A 17,544-nucleotide genomic window follows, 5' to 3' on the forward strand; every position below is an offset into this window, starting at 1 on the left:
TAATTTGTGTTATAATTTTATGGTTTAAATCGAAAAAAAGAGGTAGAATTATGTCACAAATTATTATTATGGCCGCGATTCTTATATATCTTGCGGCAATGTTAGGTGTTGGTTTTTACTGCTCGAAGCAGAATAACAGCGTCGATGATTTTTATCTGGGCGGCAGAAAATTAGGCCCGTTTGTAACAGCGATGAGTGCGGAAGCATCAGACATGAGCAGCTGGCTGTTAATGGGACTTCCGGGTGTTGCCTATCTTTCCGGTGTTGCAAGTGCAGCATGGACAGCCATTGGGCTTGCAATCGGTACATATGTCAACTGGCTGATTGTAGCCAGAAGAATCCGTGTGTATTCCAAAGCCTATGAGGCATTTACCGTGCCGGATTTCTTTGCAAAAAGATTCGGTGATAAGAAAGGAATCCTGACAGGCATTGCGGCACTGATGATTATTATCTTCTTCATTCCGTATACGGCTTCCGGTTTTGCAGCTTGTGGTAAGTTGTTTTCCAGCCTGTTTGGGGTGAATTATATGGCAGCCATGGTAATCAGTGCAGCAGTCATTGTCGGCTACTGTGCATTGGGCGGATTTCTGGCAGCAAGTACAACCGATTTGATTCAGAGTATTGTTATGACAATCGCGCTGGTGGTTGTAGTGGTATTCGGTATCAATGTTGCGGGTGGATTAGATGTGGTAATAGATAATGCAAGGCAGCTTCCGGGTTATCTGGATTTCTTCCACAGCTATTCGGTAGAAACACAATCTGCGGAAAAATACAGCTTTTTAAGTATTGCTTCTACAATGGCGTGGGGATTGGGCTACTTTGGTATGCCGCATATTCTGCTTCGCTTCATGGCAATTGAAGATGAAAATAAATTAAAGATTTCAAGACGTGTGGCAACCATCTGGGTTGTGATTTCTTTAACAATTGGTGTATTTATCGGTATTGTAGGTTACAGCATGTCAAAAGCAGGCGCAATTGAAGTGCTGACAGGCAGCAATTCTGAAACGATTATTGTACGGGTGGCACATTTATTGAGTACATACGGTGCGATTCCGGCGATTATCGGCGGACTGATTCTTGCCGGTATGCTCGCGGCAACAATGTCTACGGCAGATTCACAGCTTTTGGCGGCGGCTTCCGCAGTATCGCAGAATCTTGTAAAAGACTGTTTCCATATTAAGATTACCGAGAAAATGTCTATCGTAGTGGCACGAATCACCGTTGTTGTGATTGCCGTTATCGGTGTATTTATGGCAAGCAACCCGGACAGCTCTGTATTTGATATTGTATCTTTTGCATGGGCAGGCTTCGGTGCAACCTTCGGACCGGTTGTACTGGTATCTTTATTCTGGAAGGGTGCGAACCGTTACGGTGTTCTTGCGGGTATGGTATCCGGCGGTGTCATGATTTTCCTGTGGAAATATGTCATCGCAAAGCTTGGCGGTGTATTTGCAATCTATGAACTGCTTCCGGCATTTATCGTAGCTGTAGCAGTTATTGTTGTTGTCAGCCTTGTAACCGGAGGACCGGAACAGGAAGTGCTTGAAAAATTTGAACAGGTTAAGGCACAGAATTAGTAAGAAATCAAAAATGAGGAGAAGCGATGATTTATTTATTTACAGCGTTGTATGATGAAGCCTATCCGTTTTTGCAGTATTACAAAATGAAAAAAGAAATAAATTCCCTTCCGTTTGAAATGTATCGCTGTGAGGAACAGCAGATATGCCTTACAATTACGGGAACGGGAGAAATTACAGCCGCGACAGTTGTCGCGGCTGTCTGTGCAATGGGACATGTGAAAGCGGGAGATATCTTTGTGCAGTGCGGCATATGCGCAGGCGCAGAACAGAAAAAAGGTGTGGCTTATCTGTGCAGCAAAATTACGGAAGAAGCGACACAAAAGACATTTTACCCGGATATTTTATACAGGCATCCGTTTCCCGAAGCTGCGGTTGTAACAGGAATGAACGTGCGGCGGAAAGCAAGTGTGTCAGAGGAACATGTATGTCAGAAAGCGGATATGCCGCAAAATACGGATACGGCAAATCCGGTAAAATTATGTGACACGGAATTATATAATATAGAATTATATGACATGGAAGCGGCGGCGGGGTATCAGGCGGCACATCATTTTTTCGGTCCGCATCAGATGTTTTTTATAAAAATCATATCCGATAACGGTGTACAGGAAAAAATGTCCGCAGATACCGTGCGTGAACTGGTGCAGGCACAGATTGGACAGATTGCGCAAGCCGTGGAACGGTTTGCAGCGGCAGAAAGAGATTATGCGCGGGAACAGCAGGTGTTATCACAAGAGGAACAGCGGCAGGCAGAACGTCTTAGTCATGATATGCACTGTTCTGCCGTCATGGAAGCAGAACTGTTCCAGCTGTTAAAGTACTGCCGGTTATCGGGTATAGATTATGAAGACACAATCCGGGACGGTTATGCGGCAGGAAGTCTGCCGTGCAAGGATAAAAAAGAAGGGAAGCGGTGTCTTGAACAGCTTAGAAAAGAATTGTTATAACGGACGGTTTTCGCATATTTATGTGGAAGAAGCGGTTTGGAATCATCCGAGAACACAAAAAATTCTGTCCCGCTTTCCGCAGGCACAGGTGATACCGGTACATCATTATAAAGATGTCTTCTGCCGCAGGGGACAGAGCGTGGTCAGACAGCATAAAACGCAGAATCTCATTCTGGCAGAAAAGAAAAACAATCTCATTTATCAGGGCGCGCCGGTCTGCCAAAGCTTTGGTAATCACTGGTTTTATTATACGTCCTGCATGATGAACTGCATTTACGATTGCGAATACTGCTATCTGAAAGGCATGTATCCTTCTGCAAATGTAGTGCTATTTGTAAATTTAGAAGACATTTTTGCAGAAGTGGAGCGTTTGTTAGAACAGCACAGCGTTTACCTGTGTGTGTCGTATGATACGGATTTGCTTGCGGTCGAACCGGTCATCGGTTATACGGCAGAGTGGATGCGGTTTACGACGGAACATGAAAATCTTACAATTGAAGTGCGGACAAAAAGCGCCAATGTGCATTATTTTAAACAGCAGGCAGTCACAGAGCGGGTAATATTTGCATTTACCATGTCGCCTCAGCCGGTCATTGCGGCATATGAACATTTTACGCCGGATATGCAGGCGCGGATTGCGTGTGCGGCAGAAGCAGTACAGTGGGGATTTTCCGTGCGTCTGGCATTTGACCCGATGATTTACTGTAAGGACTGGGAAAATGTTTATGCAGAAATGCTTCAATGCGTTGACGAACAGATTGACTGGAAACGGCTGGTGGATGTAAGTGTCGGAAGTTTCCGCATTTCAAAGGAATATTTAAAAAATATGCGGAAGAAAGAGCCGCATGCGGCAGTGGTGCAGTTTCCGTATACCAATGTGGGCGGTGTGTATCAGTATCCGCCGGAACTGCTGACGCGCATGGAGGGATTTCTGACCGGACAGCTTGAAAAAAGACTGCCAAAAGAAAGGATATTTTTATGGGAAGAATAGAGCAGAACACGGATATGGCAAATGTGGCAGATACGGCGGTTGTAACGGGATCGTCTTCCGGAATCGGACTGGCACTCAGCCGTATGCTTGTCAAAAATGGGTATGAAGTTTTTGGTTTTGGAAGAAATTTTGAAAGAGCAGAAGCACAGGAGTTTTGCAAAGAACAGCCGGAAAAATTTCATGCGGTGGTCTGTGACATTACGGACACGCAGGCATTGTGTGCGCATATTAAAGAGATTGATAAGAATTACCGTGTCACGGTGTTGGTCAATAATGCGGGGGTCGGTTATTACGGTCTGCATGAAGAATTAAATCCGAAAAAGATTCAGAAAATGGTGCGCACGAATCTGGAAGCACCGATGATTCTGACACAGCAGCTTTTGCGAACATTAAAAAAGAACAGGGGGACAGTCTTAAATATATCCTCTGTTACGGCAGCGCAGTCCAATCCGCACGGCTGTGCATACGGTGCGACAAAGGCAGGGCTGTCCGGCTTTGCAAAGAGCCTGTTTGACGAGGTGCGCAAATACGGTGTGCGGGTGATTACGATACAGCCGGATATGGCAAAGACCGATTTGTACCGCAATGCAGACTTTTGTGAAGGAGAAGAAGAAGCATCATACCTGCTGCCCGAAGAAGTGGCGGAAGCGGCGGCATTTGCACTGGCACAAAGAGAGGGGCTGGTAGTGACGGAAATCACAGTAAAGCCGCAGTTCCACAGAATACGGAGAAAATAAGCCGTAAATGGTGAATAATCGGCGGCACACAGGCAATACTGAATGTCATAAAAACATCGAAAGGAAGCAATGCGATGAAAGAAGACATTCAGCAGGCACTTGACGGCAGAAAAAATGCACGGTTACACAGTACACAGGAAAGAGCGGGTGAAAAAAATACAGCCCAAAACGATATAAAACAAACAGATACGGCGGCGGAAGTTCCGGTGATTGATGAAAATGCTGCCCTCCATGCCAAAGAATGGGTGGATAACGGCAGCCGGTTATAAATGGAGGATGTTATGGGAAAAGTAATTATGACAGTAGACGGGAATACTGCCGCCGCTTATACCGCCTACGCATTTACACAGGCTGCGGCGATTTATCCGATTACACCGTCATCGGCGATGGCAGAAACGGTGGATAACTGGGCAGCACAGGGCAGAAAAAATATTTTTGATGAAACGGCAGATGTGGTGGAAATGCAGTCCGAAGCCGGAGCAGCGGGCGCAATGCACGGCATTTTACAGTCGGGAACACTCGCCTCCACATTTACGGCATCACAGGGACTGCTGTTAATGCAGCCGACTCTTTACAAAATGGCGGGAGAACTTCTGCCGGGGGTACTGCACGTGAGCGCGCGTGCGCTGGCGGCACAGGCACTCAGCATTTTTGGTGACCACCAGGATGTCTGTGCAGTACGCCAGACAGGCTGTGTCATGCTCGCATCGTCATCGGTGCAGGAAGTCTGCGACCTTGCTGCCGTAGCACATTTATCGGCAGTCAAAGGAAGACTGCCCTTTATCCATTTTTTTGACGGCTTCCGCACGTCCCACGAAATCCAGCGGATAGAAGCATTGTCCTATGAAGATTATGAAGAAATGCTTGACAAAGAAGCGGTGCAGGCGTTCAGGGAACGCGCGCTGTCACCAAATCACCCGGTTATGCGCGGAACGGCGCAGAATCCGGACATCTATTTCCAGACAAGAGAAGCTGCGAATCTTTTTTATGAAAAAATTCCGGGAATTATAAAAGAATATATGGCACAGATTGAGAAAAGAACCGGCAGGACATACCGCTTTTTCCAGTATTACGGTGCTAAAAATCCAAAGTACGTAGTAATTGCCATGGGTTCGGTGTGTGAAACCATACGGGAAATCCTGCCGCAGATGAACTGTGCAGATACGGATTGTGATACCGGCAATTCCGGTATGCAGGACGACATCATGAAGGACAACATAGGTATATACGGCATGATTCAGGTGCATCTGTTCCGCCCGTTCAGTGCAGAAGATTTTTTAAAGGAACTGCCGGAGAGCGTGGAGCGGATTGCCGTGTTAGACCGTACAAAAGAACCGGGCGCACTTGGAGAACCGCTGTATCTGGATATCTGCGGCGCGCTTTACGGAAAGGAAAATGCACCTCTGGTTATCGGCGGGCGGTATGGACTTGGCTCAAAGGATACGACACCGGCGCAGATTGCCGCAGTCTTTGACAACCTGACGGATGTACAGCCGAAAAATCATTTTACAATCGGAATTGAAGATGATGTGACACATCATTCGCTTGCCGTTCATCCGGATTTTCCGATACAGACACCGGCAGGGCTTATGCAGTGCAAATTCTGGGGGCTGGGCTCGGACGGTACGGTGGGTGCAAACAAGCAGGCGGTTAAAATCATCGGAGAATATGCAAAGCCCTATGTGCAGGGATATTTTTCGTATGATTCTAAAAAGTCGGGCGGACTTACGGTTTCCCACCTACGTTTTGGCGATACACCAATCCGCTCGGAATATTTGATACAGGAAGCGGATTATATCGCCTGCCACAATGAATCCTTTTTAAACAGCGGATATGACCTGACAGAAGGCTTGAAAGAAAACGGCATATTTGTATTGAATACGCAGTATGGCGCAGAGCAGATTGGCGGAAAACTGCCCAAAGAAATGGTTCATGCGCTGATTGAAAAAAATGCACGGCTCTATCTGATTGATGCGGGAAAGCTGGCACACAGTCTGGGACTGGGAAACCGCATTAATATGATTATGCAGGGCGCATTTTTTCATCTGACCGGGATTCTGCCGCAGGAAAAAGCACTTGCCTGTCTGAAAAATTCCATACAGGCGGCATACGGAAAAAAAGGTGCAGACATTGTAGAAAAAAATATAAAGGCGGCGGAATACGGTTTTCGGGAAACAAAGCTTGTGCCTGTTGAATTGCTCCAGTCCACAAGAGAAGAACGGGAAAATGTGCAGGAACCCGAATTTATTGAAAACATTTTAAGACCTATGGAAAAGGCAAAGGGGGACAGTCTTCCCGTCAGCACTTTTTATCCGCTGGCGGACGGCACATTTCCTGCCGGTACAACCGCATATGAAAAACGCGGCATTGCGGCATTTATTCCCGAATGGATTGAAAAGAACTGTATCCAGTGCAACCAGTGTTCGTATATCTGCCCGCATGCGTGTATCCGTCCGTTTCTGTTAAATGAAAAGGAACAGGCGCTTGCACCAAAGAATTTTGAAAGCAAGGCGGCGGCAGGAAAAGAGCTTGCAGGACATACGTTCAGGATACAGGTCAGTCCGCTCGACTGTACAGGCTGCGGCAATTGTGCGGACATCTGCCCGGCAAAGGAAAAGGCGCTTGTCATGCAGCCTGCCGCAAAGCAGATAAAAGAACAGGCAGACAACTGGGCGTTTGCTGTCAGTGCGGTGGCGGATAAGCCGGAGCTGATGACCAAAGAAACGGTCAAAGGCAGTCAGTTTGCACGGCCGCTCATGGAATTTTCCGGTGCGTGTGGCGGGTGTGGTGAAACCCCGTATATGAAGCTTGTGACACAGCTTTTCGGGGAACGCATGGTGATTGCCAATGCGACAGGCTGTTCCTCAATCTGGAGTGCTTCCGCACCATCCATGGCATATACGTGCAATGCCAACGGAAAAGGTCCTGCGTGGGCAAATTCCCTGTTTGAGGACAATGCGGAATACGGCTACGGTATGCTGCTCGGTGCAAAAAAACAGCGGGAAACGCTGATACGGCTGGCGGAAGAATTTGTCAGGGAGTGTGAAAGCGGCGTGGAAAATGACGGCATTGCAGACAGCGGAAGCGGGATATCAGAAGCGCTGGAACACTGGCTTGCAGTGCGTGATAATCCAACAGCCTGCACTGCGGCGGCAGAAGAGGTGAGTGAGAAGCTGGCGCAGGGGTTGAAAGAGGCGGTAACGCGGTCAGATGTACCGGTGGCGGTATCGGAACAGGCAGAATGGACGTCACGGCAGATTCAAAGGCTGTCGGAAATTCAGAAGCGGGTGGATTTTCTGGTGAAACGCTCACAGTGGATTGTTGGCGGGGATGGCTGGGCATATGATATCGGATACGGCGGATTAGACCATGTCCTTGCCAGCGGTGCAGATGTGAATGTCCTTGTCTTTGATACGGAGATTTACTCCAATACCGGAGGGCAGGCATCAAAGTCCACACCGGCAGCAGCCGTGGCAAAATTTGCCGCCGACGGTAAAAGGACGGCGAAAAAAGATATCGGCGCAATGGCGATGACCTACGGAAATGTCTATGTGGCGCAGATTGCCATGGGCGCGGATAAAAATTAGACGATAAAAGCGATTTTGGAAGCGGAGCAGTATGACGGTCCGTCCCTGTTAATTGCCTATGCACCCTGTATCAGCCACGGCATTAAAGAAGGCATTGGAAAGAGCATGGCAAGCATGAAACAGGCGGTAGATGCCGGATACTGGCATCTGTACCGGTATAATCCGCAGCTTATAAAGGAAGGAAAAAATCCGTTTGCACTGGATTCCAGACCGCCGAAGGCTTCCTTTACGGAATTTTTAAGAAGCCAGTTACGCTATGCGGTGCTTGAAGCGCAGTATCCGAAGGAAGCAAAGGCACTGTTTGCAAAAGCAGAGGAAGATGCCGGCAGACGGTATCAGCGGTATCGGGAAATGGCGGAAGAACTTAAAGAGTTAGAGAAAAAGAAAAACGATTAAAAAGTGAATAAATGCAACAAAAAATGAAAGCGGAATGCTGTATTATAAACATATTTTCCTGCCGGGCAGGTGGGAAATTTATATGACAGGTATTCCGCTTTTTAATTTACAGAAAAAGATGAAAATGATAAAATATTAGTATATTTTTGGAAGTGAAGGGGTGTAAGCAATGACACTGACACAATTAAAATACGCGATTACCGTATCAGAAGCAGGTTCCATGAATCAGGCGGCAAAGGAACTTTTTATTTCACAGCCGAGCCTGTCGCTTGCCATACGGGACTTAGAAGAGGAAATCGGTGTGGAACTGTTCCGGCGTAGCAGCCGCGGTATTTTACTGACACCGGACGGCGAAGAATTTATTGGATATGCCAAACAGGTCGTAGAGCAGTATCAGTTAATTGAATCCAAGTATGTACAGAAAGAAAAAGTAAAGAAAAAATTCAGTGTTTCCATGCAGCATTATACCTTTGCGGTCAATGCTTTTGTGGAGATGGTGAAACAGTTTGGCATGGATGAGTATGAATTTGCAGTGCATGAAACAAAGACGTATGAAGTTATTGAAGATGTCAGAACGTTCCGTAGTGAAATTGGTATATTGTATCTGAATGAATTTAACCGGAAGGTGCTGACCAAGCTTTTTGCCGAGTATAATCTGGAATTCCATGAAATTCTGCGGTGTGGTGTATATGTATATATGTGGAAAGGACATCCGCTTGCAAATAAAAAAGAAATTGATATGGAAGAACTGGCGGAGTATCCGTGCCTGTCCTTTGAGCAGGGAAGTTACAATTCCTTTTATTTTGCAGAGGAAGTTTTAAGCACCTATCAGTATAAGCGGCTGATTAAGGCAAATGACCGCGCAACCATGTTAAATCTGATGGTGGGACTCAATGGATTTACATTGTGTTCCGGTATTATCTGTGAGGAATTAAACGGTTCGGAATACTGTGCAGTCAAACTCAAATCCAATGAAGAAATGTCAATTGGATATTTGTATAGAAAAGGTGTTGCCATCAGTCTTCTGGGACAGAAATACCTTGATGAAATCGCAAAATATCAGGATAAAGCAATGGGCAGTTATGTCATATAAAATCCCAAAGACAGTGTTTAAAATACTGGTAAAGATACATAAACAATGATATGATATAAAAGTCAGAATATAAAAAGTCATTTTTGCTGACAGGTGATGGAAAAATATAAATGCACCGGTGAGTAAAAAATAATTTATAAAAACGAAAGAAGGGGTATAAGCGTATGGAGCAGTTTGTTGGAATGAGCAAAACAGGCAGCATAAAAGAAGCTGCCGAAGGATTAAAAAATCCTCAGTTTTTAATGCTGTTTGACAGCAGTAAAGAACGTTTTAAAGAAAGCGTATCACAGCTGGAAGAAATGTTTCCGGGTGTGCCAAGTATTGGGTGTGTGGGACAGTTTTACGGAAAGACACAGGTGCTTGAAAATGGTGTTATGGTTGTTGGATTTTCCGGTGGAATCCGTGCGGCAGCGGATGTTTTTACTGATGTATCCACAATGCCGGTAAAATGTATCAGAAAATTCCAGCAGAATGTTACAAATATCAGTGCATCAGCGGATAATACCGTGTTAATTGATTTTTGCAGCGGCAATGATGAATGTGTGCTGGCAACGATGGAATCCGTTCTGAAAAGCAAAAAGATTCAGCTGACCGGCGGAACGGCATGGGAAGGACTGGTATGCTGTAACGGACAGGTTTATGAAGATGCCTGCGCTTATGCACTGGTTAAAAATGAATCCGGCAGGGTTAAGGTTTATAAAGAAAATATTTATCTGCGTAAAGATGCAGTAAAGCATATTGTTACGAGGTCTGAACCGCGTACTTATACGATTCAGGAAATTGACGGCAGACGGGCGGAAGACGTTTATACAAAAGAACTGGGGATTTCGCCGGAAAATATTACGGAACAGACCATGGTAAATCCACTTGGACGTGTTATCGGTGATGAAACCTATATTATTTCGATTAAAGAGCGTACCGGAAACGGCAGCTTTTCCTGCTATAGAAAAGTAAACCCAAAGGATAACATCTGTTTTTTACAGGCGGGAGATCACAAGCAGATTTTACAGGAAACCATTGAAAGTATCCACAAAGATTTTTCAAAGATTTCGGGCGTATTTTCGGTAAACTGCCTGTTCCGGTATCTGTATTTCCAGCAGAAAGGTTTTGTGAACGAATATCTTGAAGAAATGGGAAAGCTTGGCAGTCATGCAGGACTTGTCGGACTTGGGGAGCATTATAACGGACAGCATACGAATCAGACAATGTCAGCAGTGGTATTTGAGTAAACACTAATAGCTTTAATGGCAGATGAGCGGTATCATGACAGGAACGTTAGAAAAGAGGTACATATGGGATTATTTCATAAAAATAAACAAAAAGAAGCTGTACAGGAAGTAAAACAGCCGCAGATTTCGTTGGAAGATAAGGCATATCCGATTATTTATACGGCAAATTATATATCAGAGCGCTTTGAAAATCTTTCCGATGAAGAAGTGGTTGTCAGCAATCAGATTGTCGGGATTAAAGAGGCGTTTGATAATGTTTTAACAGAGATGGACCGGTTATCTGTACAGATTCAGAATTTCGGAAATACATTTTCGGGAATACAGAATGCATCGGAGAATTTCAGCAGTGTGCGTGACGGCATTATTGCATCTGTAGATACGGCACAGGAAAAGGTGCGCGAATTAAAAGCGGACTCTGCGCGTGTAACAGACAGCTTTCATGTAATGGATACGACATTCCAGAATCTGGAGCAGGCAGTCGGAGAAATTAAAGAGTGTACACAGGGAATCGTTGATGTGGCAAACCAGACCAATATGCTTGCGTTAAATGCTTCAATTGAAGCGGCAAGAGCCGGTGAGCAGGGCAGAGGGTTTGCGGTTGTTGCGGAACAGGTTCGTGAACTTGCAGACGAGATTAAAAATCTGATTCAGGTTATCAGTGAAAGAATCAAGAATGTAGAGGACGGCACAGGAGAATTAAGCCGTTCCCTGCGAGAGTCAGAACAGATTTTAGACGAGAATACGGAAAATGTAAATTCGGCGCATGACATTTTTGAGGAAATTAAGGGGAAGGCAGATGCAATCGGACAGGTGCAGAACAACATTGCAGATGCAATTCAGGATTCAACGAAAGAAGTGGAAAAAATTTCTGATTTTGTAGTGTTATCCAGAACATATTATGATAAAGTGCTTTCTTGTATTGAAGATATTGAAAAAAGTGATAACATAAAGACAGCGGTGTTTGATGACATCAGAAATATGCTTTTACAGGTTGAACCATTGGCAAAGGATATATCAAAACAATAATATGTAGAAAAGAGGAAGAATTATGCTGACAAATGACGCAACAATTTTAAAAATAAAACACGAAGTTCTGTATCAGGTGGCAAAGCTTGCCTATGCAGGTGAATTTGATGAGAAAAAAGACGAACTTGCTTATAAATTAATTCCGGGGCCGAAGCCGCAGTTTCGCTGCTGCGTCTATAAGGAAAGAGAAATCGTCCGCCAGAGAGTAAGACTGGCGGAGGGTTTATGTCCGACAGAGAGTGACCACAGTGGTTCTAAAAATGTAATTCAGGTAATAGAGTCTGCGTGTGCAGACTGTCCGTTATCCCACTATATTGTAACGGATAACTGCCGTAAATGTATGGCAAAGGCCTGTCAGCAGTCCTGCAAGTTCGGGGCAATTTCAATGGGCAGGGACAGAGCCTATATTGACCCGGACAAATGTAAGGAGTGCGGCATGTGTGCAAAAAACTGTCCGTACAATGCGATTGCGGATTTAATCCGTCCATGTAAAAAAGTCTGTCCCGTCAACGCAATTACCATGGATGAAAATGGCATCTGCGTGATTGATGAAGAAAAATGTATCCGCTGCGGACAGTGTATTCACAGATGTCCGTTTGGTGCGATCGGTTCAAAGACCGACATTGTGGCAATTATAAAAGATATGCTGGCAGGTAAAAAAGTCGTTGCGATGTTTGCACCGGCAATTGAGGGACAGTTTGGCAGGGAAATCACAATGTCAAGTATTCGTACTGCCTGCAAAAAGATTGGATTTGCTGATATGGTGGAAGTCGGACTCGGTGGTGATATGACAGCGGCGGCTGAAGCGGCAGAGTGGCTCGAAGCACACGAGCAGGGCAAAAAGATGACAACCTCCTGCTGTCCGGCATTTGTCAACATGATCCGCAAGCACTATCCGGAACTGGCAGACAACATTTCAACAACGGTTTCGCCGATGTGTGCGGTATCCCGTATGTTAAAGGCAAAGGATCCGGGTACGGTAACGGTATTTGTAGGACCTTGTATTGCCAAAAAGAGCGAAGTCAAGGATAATGACATCGAGGGCAATGCAGATTATGTATTAACAATCGGTGAATTCCGTGCAATGATGCGTGCAAAAGACGTGCAGTTTGAGCCGGAAGAAAATGATTCACAGCAGGCAAGTGTATACGGTAAGCGTTTCGGAAACGGCGGCGGCGTAACAGCGGCAGTGTTAAAGAGCATGGAAGAAACAGGCACAGATACATCGGGACTGACAGTTGAAAAATGTGCCGGTGCGGCAGAAGTAAAGAAAGCATTAACATTGATGAAGGTCGGACGCCTTCAGGCAGATTTTGTAGAAGGCATGATGTGCGAAGGCGGATGTGTAGGCGGACCGAGCCAGCACAGAAGCGAGATGCAGTTTAAGAAAGACCGCGACACACTGATTGCAGAAGCAGATGACAGAGGTGTTCATGAAAATCTGGAATCTGTAGATATGGAAGCATTTGCGATGCACCGCTAAACTTGCATTTTTGCAGAAAACGCCTCAACGTTGTCACTTAACTTCGGCTTTTTTCTGCAAAAAATGCGGGAGAGGGTGGCAACGGGAGTGCGCGGCGCATTGTTTATTAATAAAACAGGTGGATGACCTGATTAAAAGAGGATTTGGACAGGTATGAGATTTGATAAGATTGAAAAGGTGCATGAAGGTGCATTTATTGACCGGTATAATGTAAGTTATACAACCCAGGATCAACGGAAAAAGGTCTATGAGATTATCAGCAGAAATAAGGATTTAAAGACACTGGAGGATTTGCATAATCCGCATACAGACGGCGTTGTAATTATTATGACAGATGCCGGTGGTGAAAAAATTCTCTTAAATAAGGAGTTCCGCATGGCTGTCGGGGAGTGTGTATACAACTTCCCGGCAGGGCTGATTGACAGTGGTGAAACACCGAAGGAAGCGGCGGCAAGGGAATTAAGGGAAGAAACAGGACTTGAGATTGTTGAGATTGCCGACCAGCTTTATGACAGCTACAGCGCCATCGGATTTTCCAATGAAACCAATGCTGTTGTGATCGGTACAGCAGCAGGCACATTTGCGCCGAGTACGTCTACGATGGAAGAAATTCAGGCAGGCTGGTATACCAAAGAAGAAGTAAAGAATTTATTGAAAAATAAGCATTTTGCGGCAAGAACGCAGGCATACTGTTACTTGTGGGCAATGAATTAAGAAAGAGTGGGAAAAACGTGAGAAAAAAGACAATTTTGACAATGGTATTGCTGCTGGCAACAGTTATGCTGATGCCGCTTTCAGGCTGCAAAAATAAGAAAGTAATACCGGTATTTACGTATGAAAAAAACGAAGATGATACCATTACGATAACGGGGCTGACCGATAAAGGCAGAGCGGATTCTAAGCTTACGATACCGGCACAGCTTGACGGCAGTACGGTAACAGCAGTTGCGGGAGAAGCATTTCGTGATGACTACAATGTAACCGAAGTGGTATTTGAAGAAGGCGTAAAAAGTATCGGTGACAATGTATTTTTAAACTGTACCATGTTACAGACCATTGCATTTCCACAGTCACTGGAAAATGTGGGTACACATGTTGTAACCAATACACGCTGGGAGAAGAGCCGTCTGGAAAGCAGCAATGAAATTATTGTCAATAATATTTTACTTGCGGTGAAAGAAAACCTTACAGAGTATACAGTGCCGGAAAATGTTGTGAGCATCGGCTCGGGTGTCTTTTATGATAACACGGTATTGGAAAAAATCACGCTGAACAGCCGGGTAGAAGCAATCGGTAATTATGCATTTTCAGGATGTAGCAGCCTGACAAAGCTGGAGCTGCCGTCTTCTGTTAAAAAAATCGGTTATGCGGCATTTAACGGCTGTACAAAGCTGGAATTATCTGTTAATTCCGGTGTGGAAGAAATCGGACAGGACGCATTTTTAGATGTGGAGCAGCTTGCATATGACGGAAAACTGACGGGTAGTCCGTGGGGCGCAAAAAGCATCAAAGAATAAAGCAAAGAATAAATGAGAACGGAGGCGGCATATGAAGGTTACAGACAGACATTTTTTATCGGCAGACCATAAGAATCACATCCACGTGAAAATCTGGGAGCCGGAAGGAAACGTGCAGGGTGTCATTCAGATTGCACACGGCATGATTGATTATATTGAACGTTATACGGCGATGGCAGAATATTTTGCAAAAAAAGGTTATGTCGTTGCAGGAAATGACCATCTGGGACATGGCGATTCTGTTTTGACAAAGGAAGATTATGGATATTTTACGGAAAAAAATGCAAGCCGTTGTGTCGTTGAAGATATGCATAAGCTGACGGCGATTATGAAAAAGAAATATCCCGATGTTCCGTATTTTCTGCTTGGGCACAGCATGGGATCATTTTTGTCACGAAGATATATTACGGAATATGGCTATGAATTAAACGGTGTATTGCTGCTTGGTACAGGCAATCAGCCCGATATTGTTGTAAAATCGGGAATTTTGCTGGCAAAACTGGTAAGACTGATTAAGGGTGAGCGTTACCGCAGTCCGTTTTTAAATCATCTGATGTTTGGCAGTTACAATGCAAGAGTTGTCAATCCGGTAACGGATAAAGACTGGGTGTGTGGCAATGCTGAGGTGATTAAAGAATACGTGGCAGATGAAAAATGCAGCTATCTGTTTACGGTAAACGGATATCTTGGACTGTTGGATACGATTGCCTATGTAAAGAAAGTATCTAATATCCGTAAAGTACCAAGAGATCTTCCGGTGATACTGGCAGCAGGGACAAAAGACCCGGTGGGCGGTTATGGCAGAGATGTCAAAAAGCTGTTTGTGACTTACAGCAGGCATTTTTACGATGTGGAACTGCGGCTGTATGAGGATTGCAGACATGAGCTGCACAATGAACTGATACAGGAAGATGTATTTGAGGATTTATACCAGTGGATTTGTAAGCATAGATAAGGAAGGAAAAGGATGAAGGTATATACATTTTTAACAGATGGGTTTGAAACAGTGGAAGCACTGGCGGTTATTGATATTTTAAGGAGAGCGGGCATTGAAGTGGAAACGGTATCCATTACCGGAAATGAACAAGTATGTTCGGCTCAGAATATTACAGTAAAGGCGGATACATTATTTAAGGCTCAGCCGGTTTGTAAAGAAGACGTTTTATTCTTGCCGGGAGGTCCCGGACATAAGCAGTATAATGAATGTAAGCCGCTTTTGAAACTGCTTGAAAAGCACCACGCGGAAGGCGGACGGATTGCTGCAATCTGTGCAGCACCGAGTATTTTAGGACACCTTGGCATATTAAACGGAAAGAAGGCAACGGCATTTCCGGGCTTTGAAAAGGATTTAACAGGGGCAGAAGTGCTTACCGCACCAGTTAAAGTGGTGACAGACGGCAATATTACAACGGCAAGAGGCATGGGGGCTTCTATTGAACTCGGACTTGAACTTGTCAGACTGCTGATAAGTGAAGAAAAAGCACAGGAAATCGGACAATCTGTGCAGTATCTGGAAAAGCAGGCATAAGAATCATGGAAAATGAATACTTAGACAGTTACGAAAGAGCCAAAAGAGCGGATAGAGAGAGAAGAAGTCATGCCAGGCAGATGAAGCGCAGACGGCAGAAGCGTTTAAAAATGATAAAGGGAGCGATAACGGCTGCTGTTGCCGTCGTAGTTGCAGTATGCTGTATTTTGTATACAACCCGCGGCGAAGGCGGTGGTCAGGCAGATGGCATTAATTCACAGCAGATGGCGCAGGATGCCATGCAGGCACTGGCACAGATTTCAGAACCGGAACAGAAATTCAAATATCCGTCCGTCAGTGAAAATTATAAAGAAATCGTTTCGGAAGAAGTCAAAAGTCCGTATGTTGCATTACTCGACGTAGAAAACAGTCAGGTAATTGCAGGAAGGGGATACAACGAAAAGATTTATCCGGCTTCCATGACAAAGGTCATGACGCTGATTGTTGCGGTAGAGCAGCTTCAGGATTTAAACCAGACCTATGCGCTGTCGTATGAGCTGCTGGACCCGCTGGTGCGTGAGCAGGCATCCCGGGCGGGATTTGATCCGGGTGAAATGGTTACGGCAAAGGATTATCTGTATGGACTTGTACTGCCGTCAGGTGCAGATGCGGCGGTAGCCCTTTCGATTATGACAGCCGGTTCAGAAGAAGCATTTGCGGATTTAATGAATCAGAAATGCAGTGAAATCGGCTTGAAAAATACACATTTTATGAATGCATCGGGGCTGTATGACGAACAGCAGTATACAACACCGGTTGAAATGGCAATGATTATGCAGTATGCAATGCAGAATCCGACATGCGCAGAGGTGCTTTCAACGTACCAGTATACCACGACACCGACGGCTCAGCACCCGGAGGGAATTAAGCTTTCCAGTACGATGTTTAGCAGAATGTATGGTAATGAAGTCGAGAATGTGACCATCATGGCAGGAAAGACAGGATATACGCAGGAGGCGGGAAACTGCCTTGTAAGCTATGCACAAAAGAACGGGCATCACTATGTTGCATTGACAGCCGGGGCATCTTACAAATGGCACGTCATTTTTGATGATTTTGAAATTTATAAAACCTATCTGCCGTAGTTTTTACAAAAATTGTCATAATAATTGATTTACGGCTGCACATACTAATACCAAGATAAGCAACGAAAAAAGTTCTTATCTAAAACAAATATCATGGAGGTGCAGTATTATGACAAACTCTAATTCTAATTCAAAAACAAAGAAGGAAGCACAGGACGCACTTGACAGATTCAAGATGGAAGTTGCCTCAGAAATCGGTGTAAACTTAAAAGAAGGTTACAACGGTGATTTAACATCAGCAGAAGCAGGTTCTGTTGGCGGTAACATGGTTAAGAAGATGATTAAAAGACAGGAAGAGCAGATGTCACAGGGCAAGTAATCTGTCGGTAAAAAGAAGATTGTGCC

The 17,544-nt window shown here is 44.9% G+C and carries 17 protein-coding genes; all 17 read left to right on the plus strand.

The window, feature by feature from the left end:
- The first annotated feature begins 50 nt into the window (after positions 1-50).
- The 17 genes from WMO37_RS00135 (at position 51) to WMO37_RS00215 (ending at position 17,518) form a co-directional block, all read left to right on the plus strand.
- Positions 51-1,577, plus strand: coding sequence for a sodium/proline symporter (locus WMO37_RS00135; RefSeq protein WP_349153959.1), 1,527 nt, complete (start codon positions 51-53; stop codon positions 1,575-1,577).
- 26 nt (positions 1,578-1,603) lie between these two features.
- Positions 1,604-2,527 (plus strand): hypothetical protein, encoded by a 924-nt coding sequence (locus WMO37_RS00140; RefSeq protein ID WP_349153960.1) that lies wholly within the window; start codon positions 1,604-1,606, stop codon positions 2,525-2,527.
- Positions 2,424-3,518 (plus strand): SPL family radical SAM protein, encoded by a 1,095-nt coding sequence (locus WMO37_RS00145; RefSeq protein ID WP_349153961.1) that lies wholly within the window; start codon positions 2,424-2,426, stop codon positions 3,516-3,518. Before WMO37_RS00140 ends, WMO37_RS00145 begins: the two co-directional genes overlap by 104 nt.
- The gene (locus tag WMO37_RS00150) at positions 3,506-4,255 is read left to right on the plus strand and encodes an SDR family NAD(P)-dependent oxidoreductase (protein ID WP_022433072.1); all 750 of its coding nucleotides are present in this window, start codon (positions 3,506-3,508) and stop codon (positions 4,253-4,255) included. Before WMO37_RS00145 ends, WMO37_RS00150 begins: the two co-directional genes overlap by 13 nt.
- 74 nt (positions 4,256-4,329) lie before the next feature.
- The gene (locus WMO37_RS00155) at positions 4,330-4,524 is read left to right on the plus strand and encodes a hypothetical protein (protein ID WP_022433073.1); all 195 of its coding nucleotides are present in this window, start codon (positions 4,330-4,332) and stop codon (positions 4,522-4,524) included.
- A 12-nt stretch (positions 4,525-4,536) separates the two neighbouring features.
- Positions 4,537-7,842: a pyruvate:ferredoxin (flavodoxin) oxidoreductase gene (gene nifJ / locus WMO37_RS00160; protein ID WP_349153962.1), complete on the plus strand. Its 3,306-nt coding sequence runs from the start codon at positions 4,537-4,539 to the stop codon at positions 7,840-7,842.
- A 15-nt stretch (positions 7,843-7,857) separates the two neighbouring features.
- Positions 7,858-8,238 carry a thiamine pyrophosphate-dependent enzyme gene (locus tag WMO37_RS00165; protein WP_349153963.1) on the plus strand — a complete coding sequence of 127 codons (381 nt, stop codon included), beginning with the start codon at positions 7,858-7,860 and terminating at the stop codon, positions 8,236-8,238.
- 169 nt (positions 8,239-8,407) lie between these two features.
- Positions 8,408-9,331, plus strand: coding sequence for a LysR family transcriptional regulator (locus WMO37_RS00170; RefSeq protein ID WP_022433078.1), 924 nt, complete (start codon positions 8,408-8,410; stop codon positions 9,329-9,331).
- Positions 9,332-9,495: 164 nt separating this feature from the next.
- Positions 9,496-10,560, plus strand: coding sequence for an FIST signal transduction protein (locus tag WMO37_RS00175; protein ID WP_022433079.1), 1,065 nt, complete (start codon positions 9,496-9,498; stop codon positions 10,558-10,560).
- Between the two features lie 63 nt (positions 10,561-10,623).
- Positions 10,624-11,586, plus strand: coding sequence for a methyl-accepting chemotaxis protein (locus WMO37_RS00180; RefSeq protein ID WP_022433080.1), 963 nt, complete (start codon positions 10,624-10,626; stop codon positions 11,584-11,586).
- A 22-nt stretch (positions 11,587-11,608) separates the two neighbouring features.
- Positions 11,609-13,069 (plus strand): 4Fe-4S dicluster domain-containing protein, encoded by a 1,461-nt coding sequence (locus WMO37_RS00185; RefSeq protein ID WP_349153964.1) that lies wholly within the window; start codon positions 11,609-11,611, stop codon positions 13,067-13,069.
- 153 nt (positions 13,070-13,222) lie between these two features.
- The gene (locus WMO37_RS00190; protein WP_227089487.1) at positions 13,223-13,783 is read left to right on the plus strand and encodes an NUDIX hydrolase; all 561 of its coding nucleotides are present in this window, start codon (positions 13,223-13,225) and stop codon (positions 13,781-13,783) included.
- Positions 13,784-13,800: 17 nt separating this feature from the next.
- Positions 13,801-14,586 (plus strand): leucine-rich repeat domain-containing protein, encoded by a 786-nt coding sequence (locus WMO37_RS00195; protein ID WP_227089488.1) that lies wholly within the window; start codon positions 13,801-13,803, stop codon positions 14,584-14,586.
- A 31-nt stretch (positions 14,587-14,617) separates the two neighbouring features.
- On the plus strand, positions 14,618-15,541 hold the full coding sequence (locus WMO37_RS00200) for an alpha/beta fold hydrolase (protein WP_022433084.1): 924 nt from the start codon (positions 14,618-14,620) through the stop codon (positions 15,539-15,541).
- Between the two features lie 12 nt (positions 15,542-15,553).
- A complete protein-coding gene (locus WMO37_RS00205) occupies positions 15,554-16,114 on the plus strand; it encodes a DJ-1 family glyoxalase III (protein WP_022433085.1) in 561 nt (186 codons plus the stop codon).
- Positions 16,115-16,119: 5 nt separating this feature from the next.
- Positions 16,120-17,199, plus strand: a complete 1,080-nt coding sequence (locus tag WMO37_RS00210; RefSeq protein ID WP_022433086.1) for a D-alanyl-D-alanine carboxypeptidase family protein — start codon at positions 16,120-16,122, stop codon at positions 17,197-17,199.
- 109 nt (positions 17,200-17,308) lie between these two features.
- Positions 17,309-17,518, plus strand: a complete 210-nt coding sequence (locus tag WMO37_RS00215) for an alpha/beta-type small acid-soluble spore protein (protein WP_022433087.1) — start codon at positions 17,309-17,311, stop codon at positions 17,516-17,518.
- The last annotated feature ends 26 nt before the right edge of the window (positions 17,519-17,544 follow it).

Origin of the sequence: Lachnospira intestinalis (genome assembly GCF_040095895.1) — a bacterium.
Lineage (GTDB): Bacteria > Bacillota > Clostridia > Lachnospirales > Lachnospiraceae > Lachnospira > Lachnospira intestinalis.

Bases quoted from the DNA above. Each gene is read 5' to 3' on its own strand.
- WMO37_RS00135 (WP_349153959.1), top strand. From the start codon at position 51: ATGTCACAAATTATTATTATGGCCGCGATTCTTATATATCTTGCGGCA.
- WMO37_RS00170 (WP_022433078.1), top strand. From the start codon at position 8,408: ATGACACTGACACAATTAAAATACGCGATTACCGTATCAGAAGCAGGT.
- WMO37_RS00140 (WP_349153960.1), top strand. From the start codon at position 1,604: ATGATTTATTTATTTACAGCGTTGTATGATGAAGCCTATCCGTTTTTG.
- WMO37_RS00210 (WP_022433086.1), top strand. From the start codon at position 16,120: ATGGAAAATGAATACTTAGACAGTTACGAAAGAGCCAAAAGAGCGGAT.
- WMO37_RS00205 (WP_022433085.1), top strand. From the start codon at position 15,554: ATGAAGGTATATACATTTTTAACAGATGGGTTTGAAACAGTGGAAGCA.
- nifJ (WP_349153962.1), top strand. From the start codon at position 4,537: ATGGGAAAAGTAATTATGACAGTAGACGGGAATACTGCCGCCGCTTAT.
- WMO37_RS00215 (WP_022433087.1), top strand. From the start codon at position 17,309: ATGACAAACTCTAATTCTAATTCAAAAACAAAGAAGGAAGCACAGGAC.
- WMO37_RS00155 (WP_022433073.1), top strand. From the start codon at position 4,330: ATGAAAGAAGACATTCAGCAGGCACTTGACGGCAGAAAAAATGCACGG.
- WMO37_RS00175 (WP_022433079.1), top strand. From the start codon at position 9,496: ATGGAGCAGTTTGTTGGAATGAGCAAAACAGGCAGCATAAAAGAAGCT.
- WMO37_RS00180 (WP_022433080.1), top strand. From the start codon at position 10,624: ATGGGATTATTTCATAAAAATAAACAAAAAGAAGCTGTACAGGAAGTA.
- WMO37_RS00145 (WP_349153961.1), top strand. From the start codon at position 2,424: ATGAAGACACAATCCGGGACGGTTATGCGGCAGGAAGTCTGCCGTGCA.
- WMO37_RS00185 (WP_349153964.1), top strand. From the start codon at position 11,609: ATGCTGACAAATGACGCAACAATTTTAAAAATAAAACACGAAGTTCTG.
- WMO37_RS00190 (WP_227089487.1), top strand. From the start codon at position 13,223: ATGAGATTTGATAAGATTGAAAAGGTGCATGAAGGTGCATTTATTGAC.
- WMO37_RS00150 (WP_022433072.1), top strand. From the start codon at position 3,506: ATGGGAAGAATAGAGCAGAACACGGATATGGCAAATGTGGCAGATACG.
- WMO37_RS00200 (WP_022433084.1), top strand. From the start codon at position 14,618: ATGAAGGTTACAGACAGACATTTTTTATCGGCAGACCATAAGAATCAC.